General features: G+C 35.7%; 21 protein-coding genes. 4 read left to right on the plus strand and 17 right to left on the minus strand.

Translation table 11 applies throughout. The features are described from left to right. Positions 1-22: 22 nt before the first annotated feature. Both C6H25_RS04925 and C6H25_RS04930 read left to right on the plus strand, forming a co-directional pair. A complete protein-coding gene (locus tag C6H25_RS04925; protein WP_158653877.1) occupies positions 23-775 on the plus strand; it encodes a DUF535 family protein in 753 nt (250 codons plus the stop codon). 298 nt (positions 776-1,073) lie between these two features. Continuing rightward, positions 1,074-1,868 (plus strand): hypothetical protein, encoded by a 795-nt coding sequence (locus C6H25_RS04930; RefSeq protein ID WP_199768941.1) that lies wholly within the window; start codon positions 1,074-1,076, stop codon positions 1,866-1,868. Between the two features lie 284 nt (positions 1,869-2,152). Here the strand turns inward: C6H25_RS04930 and C6H25_RS04935 are convergent, their stop codons facing one another. From C6H25_RS04935 to C6H25_RS05015, 17 genes are all read right to left on the minus strand, one after another. Then, positions 2,153-3,079: an alpha/beta fold hydrolase gene (locus C6H25_RS04935; protein WP_104748349.1), complete on the minus strand. Its 927-nt coding sequence runs from the start codon at positions 3,077-3,079 to the stop codon at positions 2,153-2,155. Between the two features lie 102 nt (positions 3,080-3,181). Then, the gene (locus C6H25_RS04940) at positions 3,182-4,030 is read right to left on the minus strand and encodes a cytochrome c1 (protein WP_104748350.1); all 849 of its coding nucleotides are present in this window, start codon (positions 4,028-4,030) and stop codon (positions 3,182-3,184) included. Further along, entirely contained in the window at positions 4,027-5,265 is a 1,239-nt protein-coding gene (locus C6H25_RS04945) for a cytochrome b (RefSeq protein WP_104748351.1), read from the minus strand. Before C6H25_RS04945 ends, C6H25_RS04940 begins: the two co-directional genes overlap by 4 nt. 12 nt (positions 5,266-5,277) lie before the next feature. Further along, entirely contained in the window at positions 5,278-5,781 is a 504-nt protein-coding gene (gene petA, locus C6H25_RS04950) for a ubiquinol-cytochrome c reductase iron-sulfur subunit (protein ID WP_104748352.1), read from the minus strand. Positions 5,782-5,905: 124 nt separating this feature from the next. Then, on the minus strand, positions 5,906-8,911 hold the full coding sequence (gene mfd / locus C6H25_RS04955; protein ID WP_104748353.1) for a transcription-repair coupling factor: 3,006 nt from the start codon (positions 8,909-8,911) through the stop codon (positions 5,906-5,908). A 3-nt stretch (positions 8,912-8,914) separates the two neighbouring features. Further along, complete coding sequence (locus C6H25_RS04960; protein ID WP_104748354.1) at positions 8,915-9,325, minus strand: bactofilin family protein; 411 nt, start codon at positions 9,323-9,325, stop codon at positions 8,915-8,917. Next, positions 9,244-10,179 carry a M23 family metallopeptidase gene (locus C6H25_RS04965; RefSeq protein ID WP_104748355.1) on the minus strand — a complete coding sequence of 312 codons (936 nt, stop codon included), beginning with the start codon at positions 10,177-10,179 and terminating at the stop codon, positions 9,244-9,246. The genes C6H25_RS04960 and C6H25_RS04965 overlap by 82 nt, the downstream gene beginning before the upstream one ends. A gap of 8 nt (positions 10,180-10,187) precedes the next feature. Then, complete coding sequence (locus tag C6H25_RS04970) at positions 10,188-11,114, minus strand: M23 family metallopeptidase (RefSeq protein ID WP_104748356.1); 927 nt, start codon at positions 11,112-11,114, stop codon at positions 10,188-10,190. Next, positions 11,096-12,286, minus strand: coding sequence for a Mur ligase family protein (locus C6H25_RS04975; RefSeq protein WP_233707332.1), 1,191 nt, complete (start codon positions 12,284-12,286; stop codon positions 11,096-11,098). Before C6H25_RS04975 ends, C6H25_RS04970 begins: the two co-directional genes overlap by 19 nt. Continuing rightward, positions 12,276-12,794, minus strand: coding sequence for an LPS assembly lipoprotein LptE (lptE, locus tag C6H25_RS04980; RefSeq protein WP_104748358.1), 519 nt, complete (start codon positions 12,792-12,794; stop codon positions 12,276-12,278). The genes C6H25_RS04975 and lptE overlap by 11 nt, the downstream gene beginning before the upstream one ends. Further along, on the minus strand, positions 12,791-15,211 hold the full coding sequence (gene leuS, locus C6H25_RS04985; RefSeq protein WP_104748359.1) for a leucine--tRNA ligase: 2,421 nt from the start codon (positions 15,209-15,211) through the stop codon (positions 12,791-12,793). The genes lptE and leuS overlap by 4 nt, the downstream gene beginning before the upstream one ends. Positions 15,212-15,220: 9 nt before the next feature. Beyond that, positions 15,221-15,559, minus strand: coding sequence for a DUF6394 family protein (locus C6H25_RS04990; RefSeq protein WP_104748360.1), 339 nt, complete (start codon positions 15,557-15,559; stop codon positions 15,221-15,223). Positions 15,560-15,568: 9 nt separating this feature from the next. Further along, on the minus strand, positions 15,569-16,540 hold the full coding sequence (gene secF, locus C6H25_RS04995; RefSeq protein WP_104748361.1) for a protein translocase subunit SecF: 972 nt from the start codon (positions 16,538-16,540) through the stop codon (positions 15,569-15,571). Between the two features lie 8 nt (positions 16,541-16,548). Next, positions 16,549-18,129 (minus strand): protein translocase subunit SecD, encoded by a 1,581-nt coding sequence (secD, locus tag C6H25_RS05000; RefSeq protein WP_104748362.1) that lies wholly within the window; start codon positions 18,127-18,129, stop codon positions 16,549-16,551. Beyond that, on the minus strand, positions 18,126-18,422 hold the full coding sequence (gene yajC, locus C6H25_RS05005) for a preprotein translocase subunit YajC (RefSeq protein ID WP_104748363.1): 297 nt from the start codon (positions 18,420-18,422) through the stop codon (positions 18,126-18,128). Before yajC ends, secD begins: the two co-directional genes overlap by 4 nt. A 102-nt stretch (positions 18,423-18,524) precedes the next feature. Continuing rightward, a complete protein-coding gene (nhaA, locus tag C6H25_RS05010; protein WP_104748364.1) occupies positions 18,525-19,871 on the minus strand; it encodes a sodium/proton antiporter NhaA in 1,347 nt (448 codons plus the stop codon). An 18-nt stretch (positions 19,872-19,889) separates the two neighbouring features. Further along, the gene (locus C6H25_RS05015; RefSeq protein WP_104748365.1) at positions 19,890-22,697 is read right to left on the minus strand and encodes a RecB-like helicase; all 2,808 of its coding nucleotides are present in this window, start codon (positions 22,695-22,697) and stop codon (positions 19,890-19,892) included. Between the two features lie 253 nt (positions 22,698-22,950). Between C6H25_RS05015 and rpsB the strand changes: the two genes are divergently transcribed. Together rpsB and tsf are read left to right on the plus strand one after the other, a co-directional pair. Further along, positions 22,951-23,751: a 30S ribosomal protein S2 gene (gene rpsB / locus C6H25_RS05020; RefSeq protein WP_104748366.1), complete on the plus strand. Its 801-nt coding sequence runs from the start codon at positions 22,951-22,953 to the stop codon at positions 23,749-23,751. Continuing rightward, a complete protein-coding gene (tsf, locus tag C6H25_RS05025) occupies positions 23,751-24,818 on the plus strand; it encodes a translation elongation factor Ts (RefSeq protein WP_104748367.1) in 1,068 nt (355 codons plus the stop codon). The genes rpsB and tsf overlap by 1 nt, the downstream gene beginning before the upstream one ends. Positions 24,819-24,868 lie beyond the last annotated feature (50 nt).

A 24,868-nucleotide genomic window follows, 5' to 3' on the forward strand; every position in this document is an offset into this window, starting at 1 on the left:
AAATAAGAATCGTATTCTAAATATGAGAGCTTGCTTAATACATTTTTGTGATTTTCGTTTTAGTGATTCGCAAAACCTTCTTTGCTTGGTCTCAGACATGCGTTTCTTGCAGGATTTACATATAAGAACTCCAAGTAATTACAACATAACTCCCTTATTGGATGCAAAAAGAGTTGTCTTCCATACAACAGAAACAGAAAATGGCACCTATTATTTTGATTTTGGACTTCTACATATCTCAGAAACATATGAGGGCTTTTGGGGAATCACTATTAGATACACCAATAGAAATCATAATCAATATCTCTATAAAATGAGTTGTTGTATGACTCCTAAAAATTTTTTACTAGTTAGTAGCATTCAAGGCACAAAAGACTTAGAAGAAAAGCATTACCAATTCTTTGCTAAATATTGCAAAACAAGACCCAACCTATTTTTAGTCAAGCTCGCTAAAGAGTTAGGGAAAATTTTAGGCTGTTCCAAGTTACTCGGCATCCCTAACAGCGGACAGGTTGCCTATAATTGGTATAATAACTCCCAAGACTACGATAAATTTTTTGCAAGCTGTGAGGCAAAGCTTATCACACTTGATAACCTCACTTATTGGGAAATCCCTCTCTGTGAAAAAGCTATTGAAGAATACCCTCAAAAACATCGCGCTAAACAACGAGCTAGAAGAAAAATTATGCAAGATTTTAGAGAAAAACTACAAAACATGCTTATGATAGACCTACAATTTTCAGCAAATAACCCCCACACACAAAATATCTCATAATCTCTCTTTTTATGATATCTTAAAAGTTTTTTTGACTGCCCTTTTGTATAAGACTTACTGATTTAAATTTTTTTAATTAAATGAATTGAAAACCTATCTTATAAATTCTTATATATTTTACGAGATTGTTTAAACTTGTAATTCCCCAATCTTTTGCAAAACAACACGCCTTTAATTTTAAAGTCTATTTAAGCTAAGCCTAAGCCTAAGCCTAAGCCTAAGCCTAAGCCTAAGCCTAAGCCTAAGCCTAAGCCTATTATACTCAAAGTTTTATAAAATCATCAAAAGAGTGTTAAAAATGAATGTTTTAATTAGATTGTGCTTTATTTTTCTGATTGGATTTTTTAGTTACAATAAAACCTTAAATGCAACAACAATTCCGTCTCTTGATTCTATCGTCTCTCACATACAAATCACTGCTAGTCTTTCAGAAGCCCTATCAAATGGATTTAAATGGTTTGAAAGGCACCCACAAATTCCTAGAATTGGAGCTTATCAGTTCAACAAGTGGCATCATAAAAATTACGACAGCAATGATACTGACTATACTCTAACCATTGTCATTATTGTTTGTGTTGTAGCAATTATTCTTATTATTGTTTTTATAAGGAACATATTGCTACATTTAATTTTTATGGCATCTCTTATAGGATTTTCATTGATGTATATGGTGGGTTTTTATTATCTCTATGATTACCCTTTTTTTGATTACATGAGCGATTGTTATGAATCCTTTTCTGCATGTTATCCGCATAGCTTAGAGCTAATCCCTGCTCTTATGCGATATTCACTCGTTCATCCTGCAATCAAACTTCTCACTTACTTCAATATCGCAATCACTCCTAGCATTATTATGTCTCTTGCTTGGGTGTGTATAGCATTTTATTTTTGGCTGTTGCTATCTCTTTTAAATGAAATAATATTTAATTATTGCGACAGAATTCTAAAAAAATATTCACATTTTTTCTTAGGGTCAATACATCGTTTGCTCGGTGGTTTTGGGATCGCTACATTTCTTAGCATACTTTGTTGCTACGCTCTATTGGTAATGGAATACCAACTGGCATATGGACACACCAAACAGGAGGATTAATAAGCACAATTGGTCTTGTTGCGTGGGGAGTGATTGTATATTTCTTAGTAATCGAAAAGAAACAAGAACAGCAACCCCCTAAAGAAGACAATCAAAAACAACAGCTTTGATTATCTCGTATGCTTATCGTTTTTGAAAGACTTAACAAAACAATTAAGACCCATTAAATTACTTTAATAAAATATATCTATAAATTTTATCTTAACATTATTCAATCAAATTAAGCACTCAATTTGCTTAAAAGTTCACTCTTGAACTAAAAACTTAGAAATTCTAAGGGGTTCTTAAGGGTTCATTTTGTCTTTTAATGCCCTTTCTAACCAATCAAGCATTTCTGCAAGCACTTCTTCTCTGCTATGTTCGTTAAAAATCTCATGCCTTAAACCACCAAAAAGCTTTGCAGACACATTAGAAACCCCTTGTTTTTGTAAGCGTTCCATAGCTTTAATCACGCCTTTAGAAAATTCTCCTGCCACATCATCAGCCCCACTCACAAGCAACACTTTCAAATCCTTAGGCACTTTCTCAAAGCGAGAAAAACACCGCCTAGTCCCCACCAATAGATTATAAAAACTATTGCTCGTGAAGTTAAAACGGCACAACGAATCATTCATATATGCTTCAACAACTCGCTCGTTTTTACAAAGCCAGCTCCCCTTTAACCCCCCACCAAAACGCTTGACTCTAGAGCGGCTAGAAAAAATCTTGCCCATATCCCATGGATAGTCAATTTTTAATAATTTGGCTAAGCCAACCACTACAATACCAACTTGTATCATTAAAATAGGTGAGGGCGTTCCGGTTAAAATTAAAGCATCCGGCTTAAATCCCCTTTGAGTTAAACGCCTAGAGAGTAATGAACCCATGCTATGCCCCAATAAAACATGCTTGTGATTAGGAAATTCTTTTTTGATAATACGACTAAACTCTTCTAAATCACTTACCGCTTGCTCAAAACCATTCTTACCCATTTCGCCCAAAAAAATATCGCTTTTATTAATGCTCTTGCCATGCCCTCTATGGTCATTAATAAACACATCATAACCCCTAGAACATAATTCTTCGCATAGCCAAGCATAACGCTCTTTATGCTCCATCATGCCATGAGCGATTTGCACCACCACGCCGATAGGATTTTTTGGAATGTATTGACTATAGTGGATTTCTAGATTGGAGGTGCTACTAAAGCGTAAATCAGTTTTTTCTAACATTATTAATTCCCTATAAAACTTAACAATAGATTTTTTATAAAGCTTGATTGTAACACAAAAGCAAAAAGAATAATTAAAAAATAAACCCCCTCCCTTAAAGCCTTAATGCACCTCACTCCAAACTTTTCTCTTCCAAGCATAAGCTAAGAAAGCTAGCACAGCAAAGAAAATCATAATCTTAATGCCCAAAGTATTCCTCTCATGCTTTTTGCTATCGCCTGCTTTTTCCAAATAAGAAATGACTTGTTTTTGAGCCTTTTCATTCAATCCCACTCTAGGCATGGCTGTGCCATGCAAGAGTTTTTGTGGGTCATTGATGAAAATATTTAACCCATGCTCGCCCTTAGCCCTAATCATCATGGATAAATCAGGCACTTCAGAGCCTAAATAGTGCCGCAAGTCTTTAGCGTTACTGAAAGCTTTGTCTTTAGCGTAATCTAGGCTATGGCATCTTTGACAGCTTTGAGCAAACACTTCCTTATCACTCAACTTTTCAGGCAAGATAGAAACAAGATACGCCACAATATCACTCAAATCTTTATCGCTAAATTGACTAAATGCCGGCATAGGATAGGGCTTCTCATCATTGAATTTATGGCTCAACTTCGCTGCTTTCACAGGGTCTTTGATAAAGTGGGCTAAGAAGTTTAAATCTAGAACCCCAGCAATATGGCTTAAATCCGGTGGCACAACCCCAAAAGAGCTACTCTCACTAATAGGAGCTGGAATATTTTGAGACTTAATGCCATGGCAAGCGGTGCAATTCTCTGCTACAAGTTGCTTACCTTTATTAACATCGCCATTTTTTAAATCAATAGGCTCTAAGTCCTTGAAAGCAAAGTCTGCTGGAGCAACTTTAGGATGCATTACAGAGTGTGCATAAGGCTCAACCCCATAATAAATCACCCCTATAACAACAATAAGCAAAACTAAAATTTTAAACTCTCTCATCTAACACCCCCTTGTTTCTTTCTCTCAGCTATCGTAATAATAGGTAGCACCACAAAGAAAAGGGCTAGGAAAGTTACTGAACCAGCTAGGCCGATGTATTTGCTTGCTCCAAGTGGTGGCAATTTGCCATAGATAGTTAAAACAATCATATCAATAATCAATAACCAAAACCACACCATAAAGGCGGGGCGTTTGTGTGCAGGGGCGACTACTTGACTTCTGTCTAAGAAAGGAAGCAAGAAGAAAATCACTTGTGCCACACCAAAGGCTGCTAGACCTAGATCTGCATTGAAGAAAAAGCCCCTTAAGACTTCATAGCTCCACAAGAAATACCACTCAGGGTAAATATGGGGGGGAGTTTTAAGGCTATTAGCTCTTTCAAAGTTGATAGGATCCATAGCAAAATCATAGTGGTAGCACACCAAATAAAAGAAAAAGACCATGAACGCACAAACCACAAAAATATCCTTAGACAAGAATACCGGCCAAAAAGGAATGACTTTAGATTCTTTTTTCTTGCCTTCAATGAATTTTTTCTCTTCTAGTTCAAAGTCAATTTCTTCGCCTTCTTGGTTATTGACATGCGGAATTCTTAAAGAGTAAAAATGCACCCCAATGAGTAAAATGATTGTAATAGGCAGCAAAAACACATGGAGCATAAAAAAGCGTGTTAAAGTCGCATCAGCTACAACATAATTACCCCTAATCCATTCAACCACATCAGCCCCAATGAAAGGAATGCCCCCAAATAGGTTTGTAATAACAGTGGCTGCCCAATAGCTCATCTGCCCCCAAGGTAACATATACCCACTAAAGGCTTCTGCACTAAAGACTACAAACAAAATCATCCCACTAATCCAAATCATCTCACGACCCTTTTTATAAGAGCCATAATAAATCGCTACAAACATATGGATATAAATGATAACAAAAATCATGCTCGCTGCCGTAGCATGCATGTGTCTCCAAAGCCAGCCATAAGCCACTTCTTGCATGATAGTGAAATTCACGCTATCAAACGCCATTTTCGCATCAGGCTTATAATACATAAGTAGGAAAATCCCTGAAACTACAAGCGTGCCAAAAAGGGTTAGTAAAATAACCCCCATTGCCCATAAGAAATTGATATTCTTAGGAATCCAATATTCAGTCATTAGCACTTTAAGAAGTTTATTAGTGCCAAGACGCATATCCAGCCATTCACCTAAATTCTTTGCTTTTTTTATTTCTGCCATTTAGCTCTCTCCTTATGCTTTGCCCATCATTTTCTTATACTCAGCTCCTGCCTCACCAAAAGTGATTTTAGTGCCTTCAATTTTAAAAGGCGGAATATCAAAAGGGCGTGGGGGGGGAGTGCCGGCAATATTCACGCCATTAGAAGTGAAACGCCCCCCATGGCATGGACATAAAAAGCCTTTTTCTTCATTTTCATAGGTAGGAATACAACCTAAATGCGTGCAGATTTGAATGGCTGTAGTAAAAACGCTATCGCCGATTTTAAAATCACGCTTTTCATTAAAGCTCTCTTTTTTAGAACGCTTGAGAATATAAACCGGTTTCCCACGCCACTCTATTGTAGAAAACTGCCCCTCTTGCATACTAGCTACATCTATAGTCGTAAAACCTGCTGAAACAACGCTTGGAAGTGGGTCCCAAGTCTTTTTCATCGCTACTAGACTAGCTACTGCTCCTATGGCTGTAACACTAGCAAGGCTCATTCCTAAAAAATCACGCCTTTTAATATCTGCCATGACTAAAAACTCCTTAATGACTTAATTACCTTTTAACGAATAAAGGCATAGCAAACGACTATTTTACAACAAACTCTCTTAATAATCTTTTTAAAATGAAAAGTTAAGCCTAAAATAAACGCTTTTAGTGTGGTTCTAAAGAAAATTTAGCACGCAAATGCTTCAAGAGTGTTTCTAAAATGTCGTTATCATCTTTACTTGGGGCTTTTAGGCTCTCTTTATTTTCATCGCTATAAACAATGGTGATGTTTTGATTGAAATTAGAAAGCTTAAGAATGCCAAGCTTATTAGCCAAAATTTTAAGCATAATGATTTGTAAAAATTGCTCGCTCAAATCATCTATTTTGCCAAATCTATCTTCTATTTCTTCATGGATTTGTCCCACTTCATCTAAATTTTCACACAAGCTCAAACGCCGATACAAATCTAATCTCAAGCTATCACTTGCGACTAACTCAGGGTTAATAAACCCACTCACGCTTAATTGAATCTCTACGCTTTTTTCAAGTCTTTTCTTCCCACCACTGAGTTCATAAATCGCATCTTCAAGCATACGAGTATAAAGCGAATATCCGATATTTTTAATATGCCCGCTTTGGTCTTGCCCAAGCAAGTTTCCACCCCCCCTAATTTCTAGGTCATGATAAGCGATACTCTCCCCACTGCCTAAATACGAATTTTTTTCTAAGGCGAGTAAGCGTTTTAAGGCTTGTTCATTAAGACTCTTTTTGTCTTCTATGAGAAAATAACAAAAACCTTCTTTTTTGCCCCTACCCACACGCCCCCTTAATTGATGTAAATCCGCTAGTCCAAAATTCTGTGCGTTATCTATAATAATCGTGTTAGCATTAGGTAAATGGATACCTGACTCTACAATAGAAGTGCAAAGTAGCATGTGATAGCTCCCCTTAGCAAACTCTAGCATAATTTCTTCACTCTCATTAGCACTGATTTGTGAATGCAAAATGGCAATCTTAAGTTTAGGGATTAAATCTTCTATCTCAGTTTTTACTTTTAAAATGCTAGCAATGTGGTTATGGATATAAAAAATCTGTCCGTTACGGCGTAATTCTCTGTGGATGATTTCTTTCAATAATTCAGGACTTTTTTCCTTTAAGAAAGTGCGGCTAGGCTGTCTGTCTATGGGTGGGGTTTTTAAAGAGCTAATGCCCTTAATTTGAGAGAGTGCCATATTTAGAGTGCGAGGAATGGGTGTAGCTGACATGCTTAAAAAATGCACATCTTTACTCATCTCTTTTAAGGCTTCTTTTTGTTTCACTCCAAATTTATGCTCTTCATCTACTACCATTAGACCCAAATTTTTAAACTTCGCACCTAAAATGGCATGCGTGCCTATAAGAACATCAACTAGCCCTAATTCTACAGCCTTTAAAAGCTTGTTTTTCTCGCCTGTTTTAACATACCTATCCAAACGAGCCACTTTGATGCCAAAATTTTCAAAACGCCTTCTTAAGGTTTCAAAATGCTGGTGAGATAGTAATGTGGTAGGCACCACTAACGCACTTTGAAAGCCATTTAAAAACGCACAAAAAATAGCATGCATAGCCACTTCGGTTTTTCCAAAACCCACATCGCCACTGAGTAACCTATCCATCACTTTATTAGAGCTTAAATCTTTTGAAATTTCAGCAATAGCTTTTTCTTGGTCACTTGTATATTCAAAACCTGAATGCGATTTAAAGATTTCTAGCTCCGCCAAATGAGTGTCCATCTTTTTGCCTAACACCAAATTACGCTCAGCGGCTAATTCTATAATTTTACTAGCGATTTCTAAAAGCTTACTTCTTACTTTAGACTTTAATTTAGCAAAGCTCCCCTTACCCAGCCTATCCATAACAGGAACACTATCGCTTTGTGCGACATAGCGAGCAATTGCGTGCAAGTTTTCAACCGGCAAGAGTAGTTTGTCTTCTCCAAAATAGGCGATTTCTAAAAAATCTCTTGTGCTTCCTAAAATGCTGTGTTGGACTAATTTAGAAAATACCCCTACCCCATAATCTTCATGCACCACCCATTCGCCCACATTCAATTCATTCAAGGCAAGCTTGGATTTTTTATGCTTTTTTTTCCTTTCAAAAGAATTAAGCGAAATAAAAATCTCGCTAGGGGTTTTAAAGTTTAAAACAAATGGGGCGATTACGCACTCAATCGCACCTGTTTCAATTGCACTTAGCGTATTATCTAAAATCGTTTTATTAGGGGCTAGAAGCGTGATTTTATGGTGTGAATTAAGAGCAATAAAGCTTTCTGTTGCTGTTGTATGGACTTCTAAATCTTCATAGCCCTGCAAGGCTTCTAAAACCTTTAAAGGTTTAAAACGCTTTAAATCTAATTCTTCTAAACTCGCTAATTCTTTAATCTCTTCTAAAGCCTTAGGACTTATGATGCTTTTATAAGCACTCAATAAATCTTGTGCCTTTTCTTCTAAAAACCATAAACCAAAACTAGCTAAATCTTTAGAAAAGCCATTCATTTGGCTTTGTTCTACTTTTGTTTGTAAAACCTTATAAGATTTTTCATCTAAACTAAAAAGCGTTGGAGTAATTTCAATTTCTAATAAATCTTCTTTAACGCTCATTTGAGTAATGGGGTCAAATTCCTTAATGCTCTCACACTCTGTGTCAAAAAAACTCAAGCGATACGCCTTAGAGTTAGGTACATAAATATCTACAATATCCCCCCTAAAGCTTGCTTCGCCCTCCACTTCTACCAAGTCTAAAATTTCATAGCCATAATAAAAGAGCTTATCTTTTAAATCTTTAAGGTTATAATTTTCTAAAAGAGTGATTTTAAAACTTTTTAAAAGTTCTTTTTTGGGTAAGGGGTGTAATAAAGCAGAAATAGGGGCGATAATCATAGCCTCTTGTTTGTTTTCTAAGGCTTGATAAAACTCTCTCAAAGCTCCTAAAAGAGATAAAAATTCTTCAAAAAATGAACGCAAATCATCATTTTTTTTGGCTCTAAATTCAGGAAAAAGAACTGCTTTTATACTTGGCTTAAAATAACTTATAACTTCCTTAGCAAGCTTTGCTTCCTTAAAATCCTTGCAAGCTAATATTTGATAATCAAAGCCTTTGTTTAAGGCTCTATAAAGGCTAGATTGAATCATTTCCTATTTATTTTCAATTTTCTTTTCTTGCTCATTAATTAACAATTTACCCCCTTGAATACCCTTAGGACGACTCTCTCCAATCAAAATCCCTTTTCTTTCAATCACAAGCTCTTGACTAGAAACCTTACCATCAAGGCGTCCTAAAGGCATGATTTCTACCACTTCAGCTTCCACCATACCATTAAACTTGCCGCTTACCACTAGCTTATTAGCAAAAATCTCACCCACTACCGAGCCAGTTTGTCCGATAACCACCGTGCTTTTAGAATGCACACTCCCCTCTAACTCACCATCTATATGCAAATGACAATTGAGATGAAACTCACCCTTTATTTTAGTGCCTTGAGCGATAATAGTCGCTGGTCCTGTTTTTGCATTAACCGATTTATTATTGTTATCAAAGATTGCCATCTAATGCTCCTTTCTTTATTAAAGATTTCTTCAAAGTCTTTCATGTTCCATTTGGTGAAATTCATGGGATTTATGGGCTGGTTTAAGAAACGCACTTCATAATGCAAATGCGGTCCTGTGCTCATTCCTGTGTTACCACTATATCCAATAATCTGCCCTTTTTTGACAAACTCGCCTGTTTTTATGACAATTTTATTCAAATGGGCATAGTAGGTTTTAAAACCAAAAGGATGAAAGATTTTAATTAAATTTCCATAACCCCCATTCCACCCCATATTCGCTAGCCCTGCCACCCCACTCGCACTTGCATATACAGGAGTATTAATGGCGGTGCTTAAATCAAGGCCGGTATGATTATGCAATACATGCAAAATAGGATGGACTCTTTTGCTAAAGGCTGCTGAGACACGCCGATAAGACTCTAAAGGATAATCATTAGGAATCAGTCGCATGATAAAGCTTTTTTGCAAACCGGTAATTCCAGCTACATTTAAACGGCTAGAAAAACTACTTTCTTCTTTTTCTTCAGGCTTACTCACTCCCACCACTTCTTCTAAATCATTAATGCGCTCACCCGAGAGCTGCAAATCTTCTAAAAATTCATCCATTTTTAAAGAAAGCTTTTCGTTAGTTTGTTTTTTTTTCTCAAATTCTTCCGTAATTAAGGCATGCTGTTTATCAATATTTCTAATCTCTTTGTCTAGGACTAATAACGAAGTGCCTAAGAATAACAAAGAGCCCACAATACTCAAAAGCACATACAAACAAATTTGACGAAATAGTATATGCACATTGATATAACGACTTCCCTTAGAGTCTGTAATCATTACAATCAAGCGTCTGTCTAAAAACACAAAAACCCCTACTGACCTTTTAATGCGTCTCTATCTACATGCTCTTGAAGCTGGACAATATCTTCTAAAACCCAAAATAAATTCTTCCACTCAATAAACTTATTTTCTTCTAGAGCACTTTGAAAATTATCCAAATTCCATGCTAAAAAATTTTCTGCATTCAAAATTTTACCCAAAAATCGCACTTCATAATGCAATTTTTCGCCATCACTATTACCACTCTTTCCACTATAACCAATCAATTGCCCTTTTTGAATGAAACTCTTGTAACGCACATTGACATGGTCTAGGTGTGCGTAAATAGAGCTAAAGCCAAAAGCATGCTCAATACGCACCAAGTTTCCATAGCCCACATTAGAATTAGTCTTAATAAAATCTACAATCCCATCAGCTGTTGCATAAATAGGAGTGTTTAATGGCACAATAAAATCAAGCCCTGATTCAACACCTTTAATCCTTTTAATCGGATGGTTTCTTTCTTTTGTGGGCGTGACAGTGTTGTAAGTATTAAGGGGCATACCATTAGGGATAAGCATGAGAGCTAATTTTTTTTGAGCTAAGCTAAGATTTTCTAAATCCACTTTGTCATAGAGATGCACCCCCCCATTAGCCCCCCTTTTAACTTCAATCAAGGATTCTAACCCACGAATCTTTTGCCCCACAATAAAGATTTCTTCTCGCTTGTTTTTAATCTCTTTTTTCAAGGCATAATTTTTTTGATACAAATCTCTAAAATCCCTTAAAACAGCGTTTCTTTCTGCGGTCATCATATCCATTTTAGCAATTAAAAACCTTAAAAAACCTACACCAAGCCCCACAATCAATAGAATGAGAACAATAGAAATGATGAGATTGCGTTTTAAATTCTTAGAAAAATTAAGCTGCTTAGAGCCTTGTTCATCAATAATAGTAATCATCAATTTATTTTGCAGCACACTTCCCCCCTTTGCTTATAGTGTTGATAAAAAGAATTGACTACAAGAAATGAGCCATACACTAAATAATTTTCATCTTCTCTTAAGCTTTCAAACAAAGCGTATTCTAACTCTAAGCTTTCTAAAATCCCTTTGAGAGTTGCTAATTCTATAACCCTTTCTTCAAATAACTCCAAAATCAAAACCTTTTTAATAAAGGGTTTTAAAATCTCTAGCACCTTAAAAGCGTCTTTATCTTTATAGCAATTATAAATCAAAGTAATTTTTGACTTAAAAACACGCTTGATTTCTTCTTTTAAGGCTTTCGCACTATGGGGGTTATGCCCTACATCAATTAAGATATTAAGCCTTAAAAGCTGAGAACGCCCCATTAAATCTAAGGGCTTTAGAGTTTGCAAAATTTCTTGTTTATCTAAGTGATAAGGCATTAAAATCTCAAACGCTTTCAAAGCCACTTCTAAATTGATAGCTAAAAAGTTTGCTAAATGATAGCGTTCAATATAAGCTCTCACTTCTTTTGAGATTTCATTTTTAACTAAAATGAGTTGCGCTTGTTTATCCTTAGCTATCTTTTGAGCCACATTTAAAACAAGCTCAAGTTGTGGAGCCATAACATTAAGGCTACTCATAGCATTGAGTTTGGTAGTTGCGATACTTTCTAAACTATCCCCTAAAAATTCCTTATGGTCATAATCAATAGGTGTAAAAATACTCAGAGTTTTTTTTAAAACATTCGTGCTGTCAAATTCCCCCCCAAGCCCTGCTTCTAAGATTAAAACATCACAATCTTTGGCTAACATTACCGCTAGTAAGGTAGCGTATTCAAAATACGAGCAAGCGTTACTAAAAGCGTGTTCTTGTAATTTTTGATGAGCATTTTCCAATGTCTTTTCATCAATGATAGAGCCATTCAAATAAAAGCGTTCTTTAAAATCAAAAATATGGGGCGATGTGAAATGCAACACCTTAAAATGTTGTTGCAATAATAAGAGAGTGAGAAATCTCCCCGTGCTACCCTTGCCATTAGTGCCTACAATATGAATTACTTTTGCTTTAATCTCAAAAAAAGCGTTTTTAAATTCTTTGTAAATTTGAATGAAAAGCTTGGGGTCAAATTTATGGTATTCTTCGCCCTTTCTCTTTAAAAAATCTTCTAAGCACCTATTTATCATGATTAAACTTCCCCTCATAAGCGATTTGAGCTACAAATTTGGTTAAAGTCTGCTCCACAGCCTGATTGATAGCATAGTAGCGGTTATTGTAGGTGTTAAGGGGGTCTTGCAAATTCACCGCATAATTGTAGTATCCACTATCTTGAAAGGTCTTTTTGGTGCCTTTTTTATTGTCGTAAGTGTAGTTTACAGACACGGTTGCACGATAAAAGGTTGTAAAGCCTTCCTTATTTTGTGTGATACTAGTATCGGTTACATTAGTGATTTCTATTATGATGATAGAATCCGCATCTTTTTCACTTGCTAAGCGGTTTTGAAAGCGTTGCACCACCAAGCGATTCATCAAGTCTTTAAACTCCACAGAGTTTTCAGGGTTAGGCAAATTCACAATGAGCTTCACATACACACTATCGCCCAAAGCATTTTGAGCGTAAGTGGCAATGGGCTTATACCCACAGCCCTTTAATACAAACAACAAAATAAAAAAAAATAAAACCCTAAAAATCATGCGATAACAAAATTGATAAGCTTGTTAGGCACATAAATTTCTTTTTTAATGCTAGCATTTTCTAAATACTTCTCTAATTCTTTTTTAGCTAAATCAACCATCTCTTCCTTGCTAGCATTAATATTTACTTTTAATTCTGCACGCCTTTTGCCATTGATAGTTAATGCTAAAGTTATCGTATCTTCTATTAAAGCATTCCCATCTATCTCAATGGGTTTAAAATTCTCTCTTTTAAAAAGTTGCTCGCTTAATTCCCATGCAATGTGTGGGATAATAGGCTCTAAAACTTGTAATAATACAAAATACCCTTCGCTTAAAACTTTCTCATTAGTTTGTGCATTTAAGGCGTTTAAGGCTTCCATGCAACTTGCAATCAAAGTATTAAACGCATAAGTGCTTTCTTCTTTATTAAACAATTCATACGATTTTTTCAAGGCTTCATAGACTTTCTTGCGAGCTAGTTTTTCATTCTCATTCAAGCTAATTTCTTTAAACTCAGGCTTAGAAGTCATAGGCTTAATAGTATTTGCTTTATCATACAAGCGTTTAATAAAACGATATGCCCCTTCTAGTGCACTATCATTCCATTCTAACTCTTTAGCCGGTGGGGCAGCAAAAAGGATAAAGAGTCTAGCCGCATCGGCACCATATTTTTTAAGGATTTCTTTAGGGCTAACTACATTACCCTTAGACTTACTCATCTTAGCCCCATCTTTTAACACCATGCCTTGTGTAACAAGCTGCTTAAAAGGTTCATTAAAATCTACATAACCTAAATCTCTTAGAGCCTTAGTAAAAAAGCGAGCGTATAACAAGTGCAAAATCGCATGCTCAATGCCACCGATATAGGTATCCACTTGCATAAAATACTTCAAATAATCCTTATCAAAAGCTTGGTTTTCACGCTTATCTTTTGGGGTTGTATAGCGTAAAAAATACCAGCTAGATTGAATAAAAGTATCCATAGTATCTGTTTCTCTTAGAGCGTCGTTTTGACACTTAGGGCATTTAACAAATTTCCAAGTAGCATGTTTTTCCAAAGGATTGCCTTCGCCATCAATAACAATATCTTCAGGTAAAGTTACAGGCAAACGAGTTTCAGGCACAATCCCACAATTCTTGCAATGAATCATAGGAATGGATGCTCCCCAATACCTTTGGCGGCTCACTCCCCAATCTTGTAAGCGATAGTTTGTAACTCTTTTGCCTAGATTTTCTTTTTCAAAATAGTCAATAATTTCTTCTCTAGCCACTGAGCTAGAAAGATTACTCCAAACTCCGCTATCTTTTAAAACTTCTTCTTCAGTGCGCGGTAAATTTTGAGAATTTTGAGTAATGACTTTGATAGGAATATTATAGAGATTAGCAAACTCAAAATCTCTTTCATCGCATGCTGGCACACCCATTAACGCCCCAGAGCCATAATTGGCTAGAGCAAAATTAGCCACCCAAACAGGAATTTTCTCATTCGTTAAAGGATGGATGGCATAAATGCCTAAAAACGCCCCTTTTTTCTCTAAAGCTCTTTCTCTTTGATTAGTGTTTAAAATCGCTTTTATGGTCTTTAAAGTCTTTTCATCAACTTGCTTAATGGCATGCTCTACTAAAGGGTGTTCTGGAGCTATAGCTATATAAGTAACCCCATAAATGGTATCTGCTCTTGTGGTAAAGACTTCAATTTCTTTAATTTCATTACAAGTTTTTAAACACTCATCAGAGATTTTAAAGCTAAATTGTAATCCGCTAGATTTTCCTATCCAATTTTTTTGCATAAGCAAGACTTGAGAAGGCCAATGATTTTCTAAACTCTCTAAATCTTTTAACAATTCATCTGCATAATGCGTAATTTTCAAATAATATTGATTGAGTTCTTTTTGAATGACTTCACTATCACAACGCCAGCACTTCCCATCTATAACTTGCTCATTAGCCAAAACGGTTTTATCATTAGGACACCAATTGAGCATAGCTTTCTTGCGATAGATGAGTCCTTTTTCCCATAAATCAATGAAAAATTGTTGCTCAAATTTGGTGTAATCAGAATCTGAAGTGGCTAACTCCCTGCTTTTAGCAAAAGAAAAACCTAGAGCTTCAAACTCTTTTTGCATGTTCTCAATATTTTGATAAGTCCAAGTTTTAGGATGAATGCCATGCTTAATGGCGGCATTTTCAGCAGGCATGCCAAAAGAATCAAACCCCATAGGGTGTAACACATTGTAGTTATGCAAACGATAATATCGTGCCAAAGCATCGCCAATGGTGTAATTACGCACATGCCCCATATGGATTTCTCCACTAGGATAAGGCAACATGCTTAAAATGTATTTTTTAGGGAGATTAAAACTATCCTTAGGCTCAAAACTCTCATTTTGTTGCCAAAATTCTTGCCATTTCTTTTCTATACTTACAAAATCCATCACTATCCCTTAATCTGTTTCGCTTGTTACAACACTTTCTATCAATAAAAACACTAAGCAAAAAGCATTGCTAATCAAAGCCCCAATCATGAGCATGTAAGCTAACGCTAAATTATTTAAAATCTGTAAAAAAACAAATGCCGGTATCAGATGCAATATGGTTGCTAAAGAACTAGCTAATAACTCTGAAGCAAAACGCTTGCATACCCCAATTTTAAGCGTGGTAGAAATGAGATTTAAAGCTAATGCCACAAATAACACAACGATATTTGGCTCATACAAAAAACCTGCAATCGTCGTTAAAGAAATAAGACTGAATAATACATGAATAACCCGACCCCAATCCATAGAAACTCCTTAAACTTGACCGCCTTCATACAAACGACGCATTTTTTCTTTCTCTTGAGCTTTTTTGACTTTTCTAGTCTCATTCTCATAATATTTATCCATATCAAAGCCCAATAACAACGCCACTTTAGGTGCAATAAACATAGAGCTATAAGTCCCCACAATCGTGCCTATTAGCATCGGTAATGAAAAGCCAATAATAATCTTGCTCCCAAACACGCATAAAATCAACACGACAAAAAACACGGTTAAAGAAGTTAGAAGCGTGCGAGTGAGCGTACTAGAAATAGCTTCATCAATAGCTTGAGTGGCATCTTTAGATTTTTTAGCTAACATCTCTTCTCTAATCCTATCAAAGATAATAATCGTATCGTTGATAGAATACCCAATCAAAGTGAGTAAAGCAGCAATCACTTCTAAATTCATATCAATTTTAAATAGTATCACCGAACTAGCTACAATAACAACATCATGCAACAACGCTACAACACTAGCAAGTGCGAAACGCCATTCATAGCGAAAACTCACATAAACCATAATCGCTATCAAAGCTAAAATCAGCGACAAGATTCCCTTTTCTTTCAGCTCACTTCCCACTCTAGGACCCACGGTGTCAAATTTACGGATTTCAAAATCGCCACTAGGTTTTAGAATGTTAGCCACCATAGCGTTTAAGTCTTCGTTTTCAGCTGTTTCTATAAAAGGAAATTTGATTAGAATCTCTTCTTTAGAACCAAACTCACTCACTTGAACACCCTTAAAGCGAGTTTCTTTTTCAAAAAGTTCACGCACTTCTTTAATAGGGGCATTTTGAGCATAACGCACCTGCACCACACTCCCTCCGGCAAAATCAATCCCTAAAGAAAACCCTTTAAAAAACAAAAGCCCTAATGCCATAAGCACTAAAATAGCCGAAAGAATAACCCCATAATTAGAATAACGCATAAAGCTTAAGATTTTAGTTTGCTTAAATAGTTCCATTAAATCTCCTAAGCTCTCTTATTCTTTATTCCAAACCAAAAATAAAGGCTTTTTGTTTTAGAAAGTCTAGGCAAAAGAGCTTGATAAATCCCTTGGGTGCCTACAATAGCGGTGATAATAGATGCCAAAATCCCAATGCCTGTTGTAAGAGCAAAGCCCTTAATCGCTCCTGTGCCATAAGCATATAGTAACACCGAAGCGATTAAGGAAGTGATATTAGAGTCAAAAATCGCCCTACTAGCGTTAATATATCCTAAATGAATAGCCTTAGCTATATTTTCTCCTTCTCTTAAAACTTCTCTAATGCGCTCATTGATAATAATATTTGCATCTACAGCAATCCCTACGGTTAAAACAATTCCTGCCATTCCGGGTAAAGTCAAGGTCGCTCCAAAAATAGCCATTACGCTCACAATCAAAAAAAGATTAACCACTAACGCCATACAAGCAATCATACCCGCCATTGAATAATACAACACCATAAAGCCCATAACTAAAATAAAGCCCCCAATTAGAGCGATAATAGAAGTTCTAATGCTGTCTTTTCCTAAACTCGGGCCTACGATTCTTTTTTCTAAAACTTGAATGGGCGCACTCATAGCCCCACTTCTTAAAGCAATTGCCAAATCGCTTGCTTGAGCCACGCTAAAGTTCCCACTAATCTGTCCGCTCCCCCCTCCAATGCGTTCTCTAATAACAGGAGCTGAATAGACCTTATTATCCAAAACAATTGCCATGCGTTTGCCTACATTAGCCCCTGAAAAGTCCCCAAAAATCTTAGCCCCTTGTGCGTCTAAGGTAAAGCTCACCACTGGCTGGTTATTTTGGTCATAAACCACTTTAGCATCAGTAAGCATTTCACCATCTAAAATAGGAATCGCTTTTAATAAAATTTTACCCCCCATTTCCACATCAGATAGCAACACATCGCCTAATTTTTGGGCTTCTAAATCTTTCATATTCATTGCATCTTTATTATGCTCCTCATCTACTGCCATCATCTGTAAATGGGCTGATTTAGAAATCAATTCTCTAGCACGCTGTTCTTCTTCTAAGGTCTTAATACCGGGTAATTGCACCGAAACTTCTTCTCTACCTTGTTGGATTACCATAGGCTCTGCTAAACCAAACTGGTCTAAACGATTGCGAATAATCCCTATCACTTGCAAAATAGTGCTTTTACGCAATTCTTCTTGCTCTAAAAGAGTGAGTTTAACGCTATAAAACTCCGCTTCTTTTTTGATTTCAAACTTGCTATTACCTTGCAACTCTAATAAAAGCTTGTCTAATTTTATAGCATCATCTTCATCTAAAAGTTCAAAATTAATCCCTTCTAGACTAGATTTCACACCTTTAAGCAAAATATTTTGCTTTTTAGCGTTATATTCTAAGGCAGATGCTAGACTTAGATACTTATTTTTTAGGGCAACATCGGTTTGAACCCCTAAAAGCATGTTTAAGCCCCCCCTTAAATCCAAACCTAAAGTAATCTTAGGACCCTTAGTGTCTAATAAGGAAGGCAAGGAAAACCCTACTCCAAAAAGAAGTGCGAGAACAAAAACGATTAAACGGGTATTAAAAAGTTTCATTTAGTTGTTATTTGTGTCATTTCTTCTTCAAATTTGAACGCTACATGATGTTTAGAAAGTTTTACAATGGTATCATCATTGAGTTTCACGCTAAAGAAATTTGCTTCAGCTTTAATCACCTCAACTATCAATCCGCCTTGGGTTACAATCTTATCGCCCTTAGTCAAACTCTCCACCATTTCTTTGTGCTTTTTTTGTTGCTGGCGTTGGGGGCGAATAATCAAAAAATAAAAAATAAAAAAGAGTGCCACTAAAGGCAAAATGGAAGTCAAAATCTCTTTGGCTTGTCCCATGAATTTCCTTATGAAAAAAGATGAAAATTAATTTTGTATTATAACATCTTGTATCTTTTTTTAACCTTTAACTCCCTCAGTTTAAATTTTAGAGACTTCTTTCTATGATTGACTTTTAGAAATGTTTTTGCTTAAAACAGATAGATATAAAGCCCCTAAAATCCCTGAAATCAAAGAGCCTAGTAAAATCGCAATTTTTGCCACTTCCATAGCGTCTTTATGCTCGCTTGTAAAAGCTAAGTTAGAGATAAACATAGACATTGTAAAACCAATTCCAGCCAATAATCCAGCCCCTAAAATATGCCACCAGCTTATACCTTTAGGGCGTGCGGTGATTTTAAGTTTTTCACCCATAAAAGTGATGAGAAAAATTCCTAAAGGCTTGCCCAAACAAAGCCCTAAAACAACCCCCAAAAGCACTTTATCCACTTCTAAATTCATGTTAGAATTAATGCTTACCCCAGCGTTGGCAAACGCAAATAAGGGCATAATAAAATAGCCACTAATAGGACTTAAAAAATGCTCTAATCTTTCTAGTGGACTTTGTAATTTTGAAGCTTTTTCTTTAAGTGTATGCAATAAATCAGCTTGCTCTTTATTTAAAGGGGCATTATGGTGATTATCTTGTTGGAGTTGCTCAAAAAGAGCAATCGTTGATGAAAGCTCTTTAACGCTATTTTTTTGTTCCAAAGATTGACTAGGGTTTCTCACAGGAATTGTAAAAGCCAAGATGACTGCTGCAATCGTAGCATGGATTCCGCTTGCATGCACAAAGAACCATAACAATACCCCTAAAAGTAAATAAGGAACTAAAGAGCGGGTATTCAAGCGATTTAATAATGCTAAGACTAGGATTACCCCTAATGCCCCCAAAAGCCATACGAGTTTTAAATTAGTGGTATAAAATACGGCAATCACTACAATGGCCCCTAAGTCATCAGCTACCGCTAAAGTGATTAAAAAAACCTTTAAAGCTACAGGCACCCTCTTGCCTAAAAGCATAACCACCCCTAAAGCAAACGCAATGTCTGTTGCCATAGGGATTCCAAAGCCATGGTGAGAAGAAGTATTGGCATTCAAAGTATAATAAATTAATCCCGGAGCTATCATGCCCCCAATAGCTGCAATGACAGGAAAAGATGCCTTTTTAAAATCTGATAGCTCCCCAAACAATAACTCTCTTTTAATCTCTAAACCTATCATTAAAAAGAATAACGCCATTAAGACATCATCAATCCAGTCATGCAAACTAAAACCGATAAAAAAATCCCCTATTTGAAACCCAAAAGGTGTGTGCCATAGAGCAAAATAACTCTCTTTTAAAAACGAATTGGCTACAACCATTGCCAAAACGGCGTTTAAAAAGAGAAAAATCCCCCCAAAAGACTCGCTCTTAATAAAGTTTTTAAAAATACCACTCAATCTATTTTCTGTTTTATTCTTATCCATCAAATAACCTTTTTATAACTAAACCCATAATATCTCAAGTAATTCCTTATTAGCATAAACAATGCCAGCTTTCACATTATAGTTTGGCGCATGGGCTTGAATAAACCTAGCATAATTACGCACTTGCCAAACATGACCTTGCTGATGATTTTTAGAACTCTTATAATCTAAAACATAAAAATTTTGCGTATTATCCCAAAATAAAGCATCTATTCTAAAAATAACTCCTTGAGACAAGAAAGCCACTTCGCCCTTTAACTGACAATTTTGAAGAATTGCTTGAAAATCATTACTATCTTTGAATAAATCCAAGCGTTCTTTAAGCAACTCTTCATCTAAAGCATAAAAACCATAATGATAGTTTAAATACTCTAAAACGCTTTTTTTAGGAATGTTATAAGCATATTGATATTCTAAGCCCTTGTGTAAGGCGATACCAAAATTAATCGCTTCTTGGTTATCATTCTTTTCATAGTTTTTATCTTGTTCTTCTTCTATCTCTTGGACTTGCTTGCCATAAGCGTTAGGTTTAATTAAAATGCTTTCAATTAAGGGTTCTTTTTTAGAAGAAGAAACTGATTTGATTTGACCTTCTTCTAAAGGTGTAAGCTCTAGTTTTTTACACATCTCTTTTTCATTTTTAGCCACGACAATGAGCCCAAGCCTTGCTCTGGTAAATGCTACATAATATACATTAATTTCTTCACAGCTCTTATTAAACTTCTCTTTTTCTAAAGCTCTAGCATAGTCTTTATCCACCATTTCACGATTTTTCATTCTATAATAAAGGCGTATAAGCTGTGTTTCATCATATTCTTCAAGAAATTTATCTGTATTGCTTAAATTAGGTTTATTCAAGCGTTCGCATAAAATCACATAAGGAAATTCCATGCCCTTAGATTTATGAATGGTCATAATCTGTGTCCCTTTTGGGCTCAAAGAAGCGATTTCTTTAGCTTCTAATTTTTCTAAATATTCACTAGAATCTTTACAATCAATGGCTAATTCTAAGCAACTCTGTGCTGGCTCTCCATAAAGCCCAAATTGCTCCATCACACGCCACACAAAGCTTGCCACACTCTCTTTTTGTGGCTCAAAACTAGGCAAAGCTATCACATCATTATGCAAGTATCCAGCAAGCTTTAAAACGCTATGCTTATAAAAAGGCTTGTAGGGCTCTTTAGCTAGAGCGTATTCTAAAGCGTTCTTAATAATCTTAGATTCTACAAATTGAGATAATTTAGCACTTGATTCGGTGCTTGGGTAAATTTCGCTTAAATGCTCTTGTAAATAGTGCTTGATTTCTAAAGCGTTGTCATTAGTAGCGCATAAAATCGTAATATCTTTAGGTTCAATATGATTTTTTAGAAGATTTTTAGCTTCTTGTAAAACTTGCTCCAACAACAACTCTTTTTCATCGGCCACTAAAGATACTTTTACATAGCCGTTTGTAGCATTCTCTGTAACACTCTCTCTAACATTTTTAGGGCATTTTTGTGCGATATAAGTGGTAGGAAAGTTTTGATAAGCTTTTTTGAAAATTTCATTCACATATTCTATGACTAGGGGCGAACTACGATAATTAAACTCCAAATTGTCTTGGTAAAAATCCTTAGAAACACTTTCAAACAATGAGCTAAAACTCCCCCTAAAACCATAAATGCTCTGTTTCACATCGCCCACAAAAAACACACTTCTATGCCATTTAGCTTGACCTATTCCGGATTTAATTTCTTCAATAAAGGGGGCTAAAATCTCATAATCACTCAAACTCGTATCTTGAAATTCATCAATCAATATGTGTGCGATTTTGCTATCTAATCTAAAATAAAAAAACTCCGCTGGCATCTCTTCATAGCTATTTAACAAAGCATAGACCTTGTCTTTAATCGCACTAAAATCTAGGGCTTGAATTTTCTTTGTGGCGTCATCATAGGATTGAATGAATTTAGGAAAAGTTTTAAACAACTCATATTCTCTGGTTTCATAATAGCGTTTTAATTCTTCTTTAATCTCTTCACATTCTGTGTCTAAAGTAGGGATTTTATCTTTAAATTTTTTAAAAAACCTATACTCGCTCTTATCTTGAAGCCAAGTTAAAGTGCTGTTTAAAAACCCCTTAAAACTCTCACATTTAATAGCCCTTTTAGCGCTATCTGATGCGATTTCTATGCTTTGAATTTTATTTTTCAATTCTCTTAGTTTTTTTAGAAAACGCTCTTCATCAAAAATAGGCTTTTGCTTGCTTAAGGCGAATAAATATTGCTTGTTTTTTAAAAAGCGCAGTTGCTCTAAAACTTGCTCGCTTTTATAGCTCTCATAACTCAAGCATTGAGTGATAAAAACGCTCAATTCCTTGAGTTGCTTACTATCTAAAACATTCAAAAAGCTCTCATTAAGCCATTTTTGATACAACTCTGTGTTTTCATTGACTTCAAAATTCGCACTCAACCCCACAAACCAGCAAAATTTTCTTAAAATGCTTTGAAAAAACGCATCAATGGTGCTGATTTTAACTTCTGCATTCAAAAAGCGTTGATACACCTTTTTGGCATTATCTAACACAAAACTAGGGTTTAAGTCATATTTTTTTTCTAATTCTCTTAGGACATCTTCACTCTTAGGGCTTTCTTTTTGTAAGTCTAACAAATACCCTAAAATCCGCTCTTTCATTTCAGCGGTGGCTTTTTTGGTAAAAGTGAGCGTTAAAATCTCACTAGGATTAGCCCCCTTAAACAGCAAGGCTAAAAACCGCACGCTTAAAGCGAAAGTCTTCCCACTTCCTGCTGAAGCCTTTAAAGCCATGCATTGTCTGTTTGTATCCATTGCAACTTGTCCTAAAATCTATTTTTGCCTTGCTTATTATATCTAAAAGCTCTAAAAGCCATTTTTGATTAAGCTAAAAGTCTTTAATCTTTTGCTACAATTATAGGGTTTTGTCGCTTTTTTAATAGGAAAGGACAAGAAACAGCGTCAAATTCACACATGCTAATCCTTATTTAGGTGTTCTTAAAAGATTTTTAAGAATTGAATGAGCATGGAGGAATAGAACCAAAAACAACTTTAAGGAGCGTTATTCATGGTAACCATGAAAGATTTATTAGAATGTGGTGTGCATTTTGGACACCAAACAAGGCGTTGGAATCCTAAAACCAAAAAATTCATTTTTGGTGTTAGAAAAAATATCCATATTATTGACTTGCAAAAGACTTTGCGTTATTTTAGATACACTTACAATATCGTGCGTGATGCGTCTGCACAAGGCAAAAGCATTATGTTTGTAGGCACTAAAAAACAAGCGAATGAGACTTTAAAAGAGTTTGCTGAAAGCATTCAAGTCCCTTATGTAAACTACCGCTGGCTTGGTGGAATGCTTACAAATTTTAGCACCATTAGAAAATCCGTAAGGAAATTAGAAATCATTGAAGAAATGGAAAATAGCGGTCAAATTGATTTGTTGACTAAAAAAGAAAAACTAATGATTCTAAGAAAAAAAGAAAAATTAGACAAGTATCTTGGTGGTGTGCGTCATATGAAAAAAATCCCTGACATGATTTTTATCATTGATGTGGCTAAAGAGAAAATCGCTGTTGCAGAAGCTAGAAAACTCCATATCCCTATCGTAGCTCCGTTAGATACAAATTGCGACCCTGATTTAGTAGATTACCCCATTCCTGGAAATGATGATGCGATTCGTTCTATTAGATTATTCTGTAAGGAAATGAGTGAAGCGATTTTAGAAGGGCGAGAGCTCATGCAAGAAGAGATTGTCCATGCCGATGACAATAACGAAGAAATAGAGTTTGTAACTAACGAAGAAAAAGAAGAAATGCTTGCAGAAATCAAAGAAGAAGCCAAACAATTAGAGGAGAGTGAATAATGGCAGAGATTAACGCACAATTAGTCAAGCAACTAAGAGATTTAACTGATGCAGGCATGATGGATTGTAAGAAAGCTCTTGTAGAAGTGGACGGGGACTTACAAAAAGCGATTGATTTCTTGCGTGAAAAAGGCTTAAGCAAAGCCGCTAAGAAAGCTGATAGAGTCGCTGCTGAGGGCGTAGTTGCTTTAGAAGTAGCGAGCGATTTTAAAAGTGCGGTTATGGTAGAAATCAATAGCGAAACGGATTTTGTGGCTAAAAATGAGGGCTTTAAAGAATTAGTGAAAAAGACTTTAGAGACTATCAAAACCCACAACACCCACACTACAGAAGAGCTACACCAAAGCACTTTAGACAACAAGCCTTTTGAAGAATATTTACGCTCTCAAATCGCTGTTATAGGCGAAAATATCTTAGTGAGAAAAATCGCTAATTTTAAAGCGGGCGACTTACACCTTATCAATGGCTATGCACATTCTAACGCTAGAGTGGGTGTCTTAATTACCATGAAATACAATAATGAGAACAACGCTAAAAAAGTTGCTGAACTGGCAAGAAATATCGCTATGCATGCAGCAGCGATGAAACCCCAAGTATTAGATTGCAAAGACTTTAGCCTTGATTTTGTCAAAAAAGAAACTCTAGCTTTAATTGCTGAAATTGAAAAAGAAAACGAAGAGGCTAAACGCCTAGGCAAACCTTTAAAAAACATTCCTACTTTTGGTAGTAGCATTGAATTAAGCGATGAAGTTCTAGCTAATCAAAAGAAAGCCTTTGAAAATGAATTAAAAGAGCAAGGCAAACCTGAGCAAATCTGGGATAAAATCGTTCCGGGAAAAATGGAAAGATTTATCGCTGATAACACACTCATTGACCAACGCCTAACCCTTTTAGGACAATTCTATGTAATGGATGATAAAAAGACTATCGCTCAAGTGGTCGCTGACTATTCAAAAGAATTAAACGATTCTTTAGAAATCACTGAATATGTGCGTTTTGAGCTAGGCGAAGGCATTGAGAAAAAGGTAGAAAATTTCGCTGAAGAAGTTGCCTTACAAATGAAATAAATTTTTAGAGGATAGTTTTCCTCTTCACTAAAAAATACAAGCTTACGGCA

Origin of the sequence: Helicobacter cetorum (assembly GCF_900198405.1) — a bacterium.
Classification (GTDB): Bacteria; Campylobacterota; Campylobacteria; order Campylobacterales; family Helicobacteraceae; genus Helicobacter; species Helicobacter cetorum_C.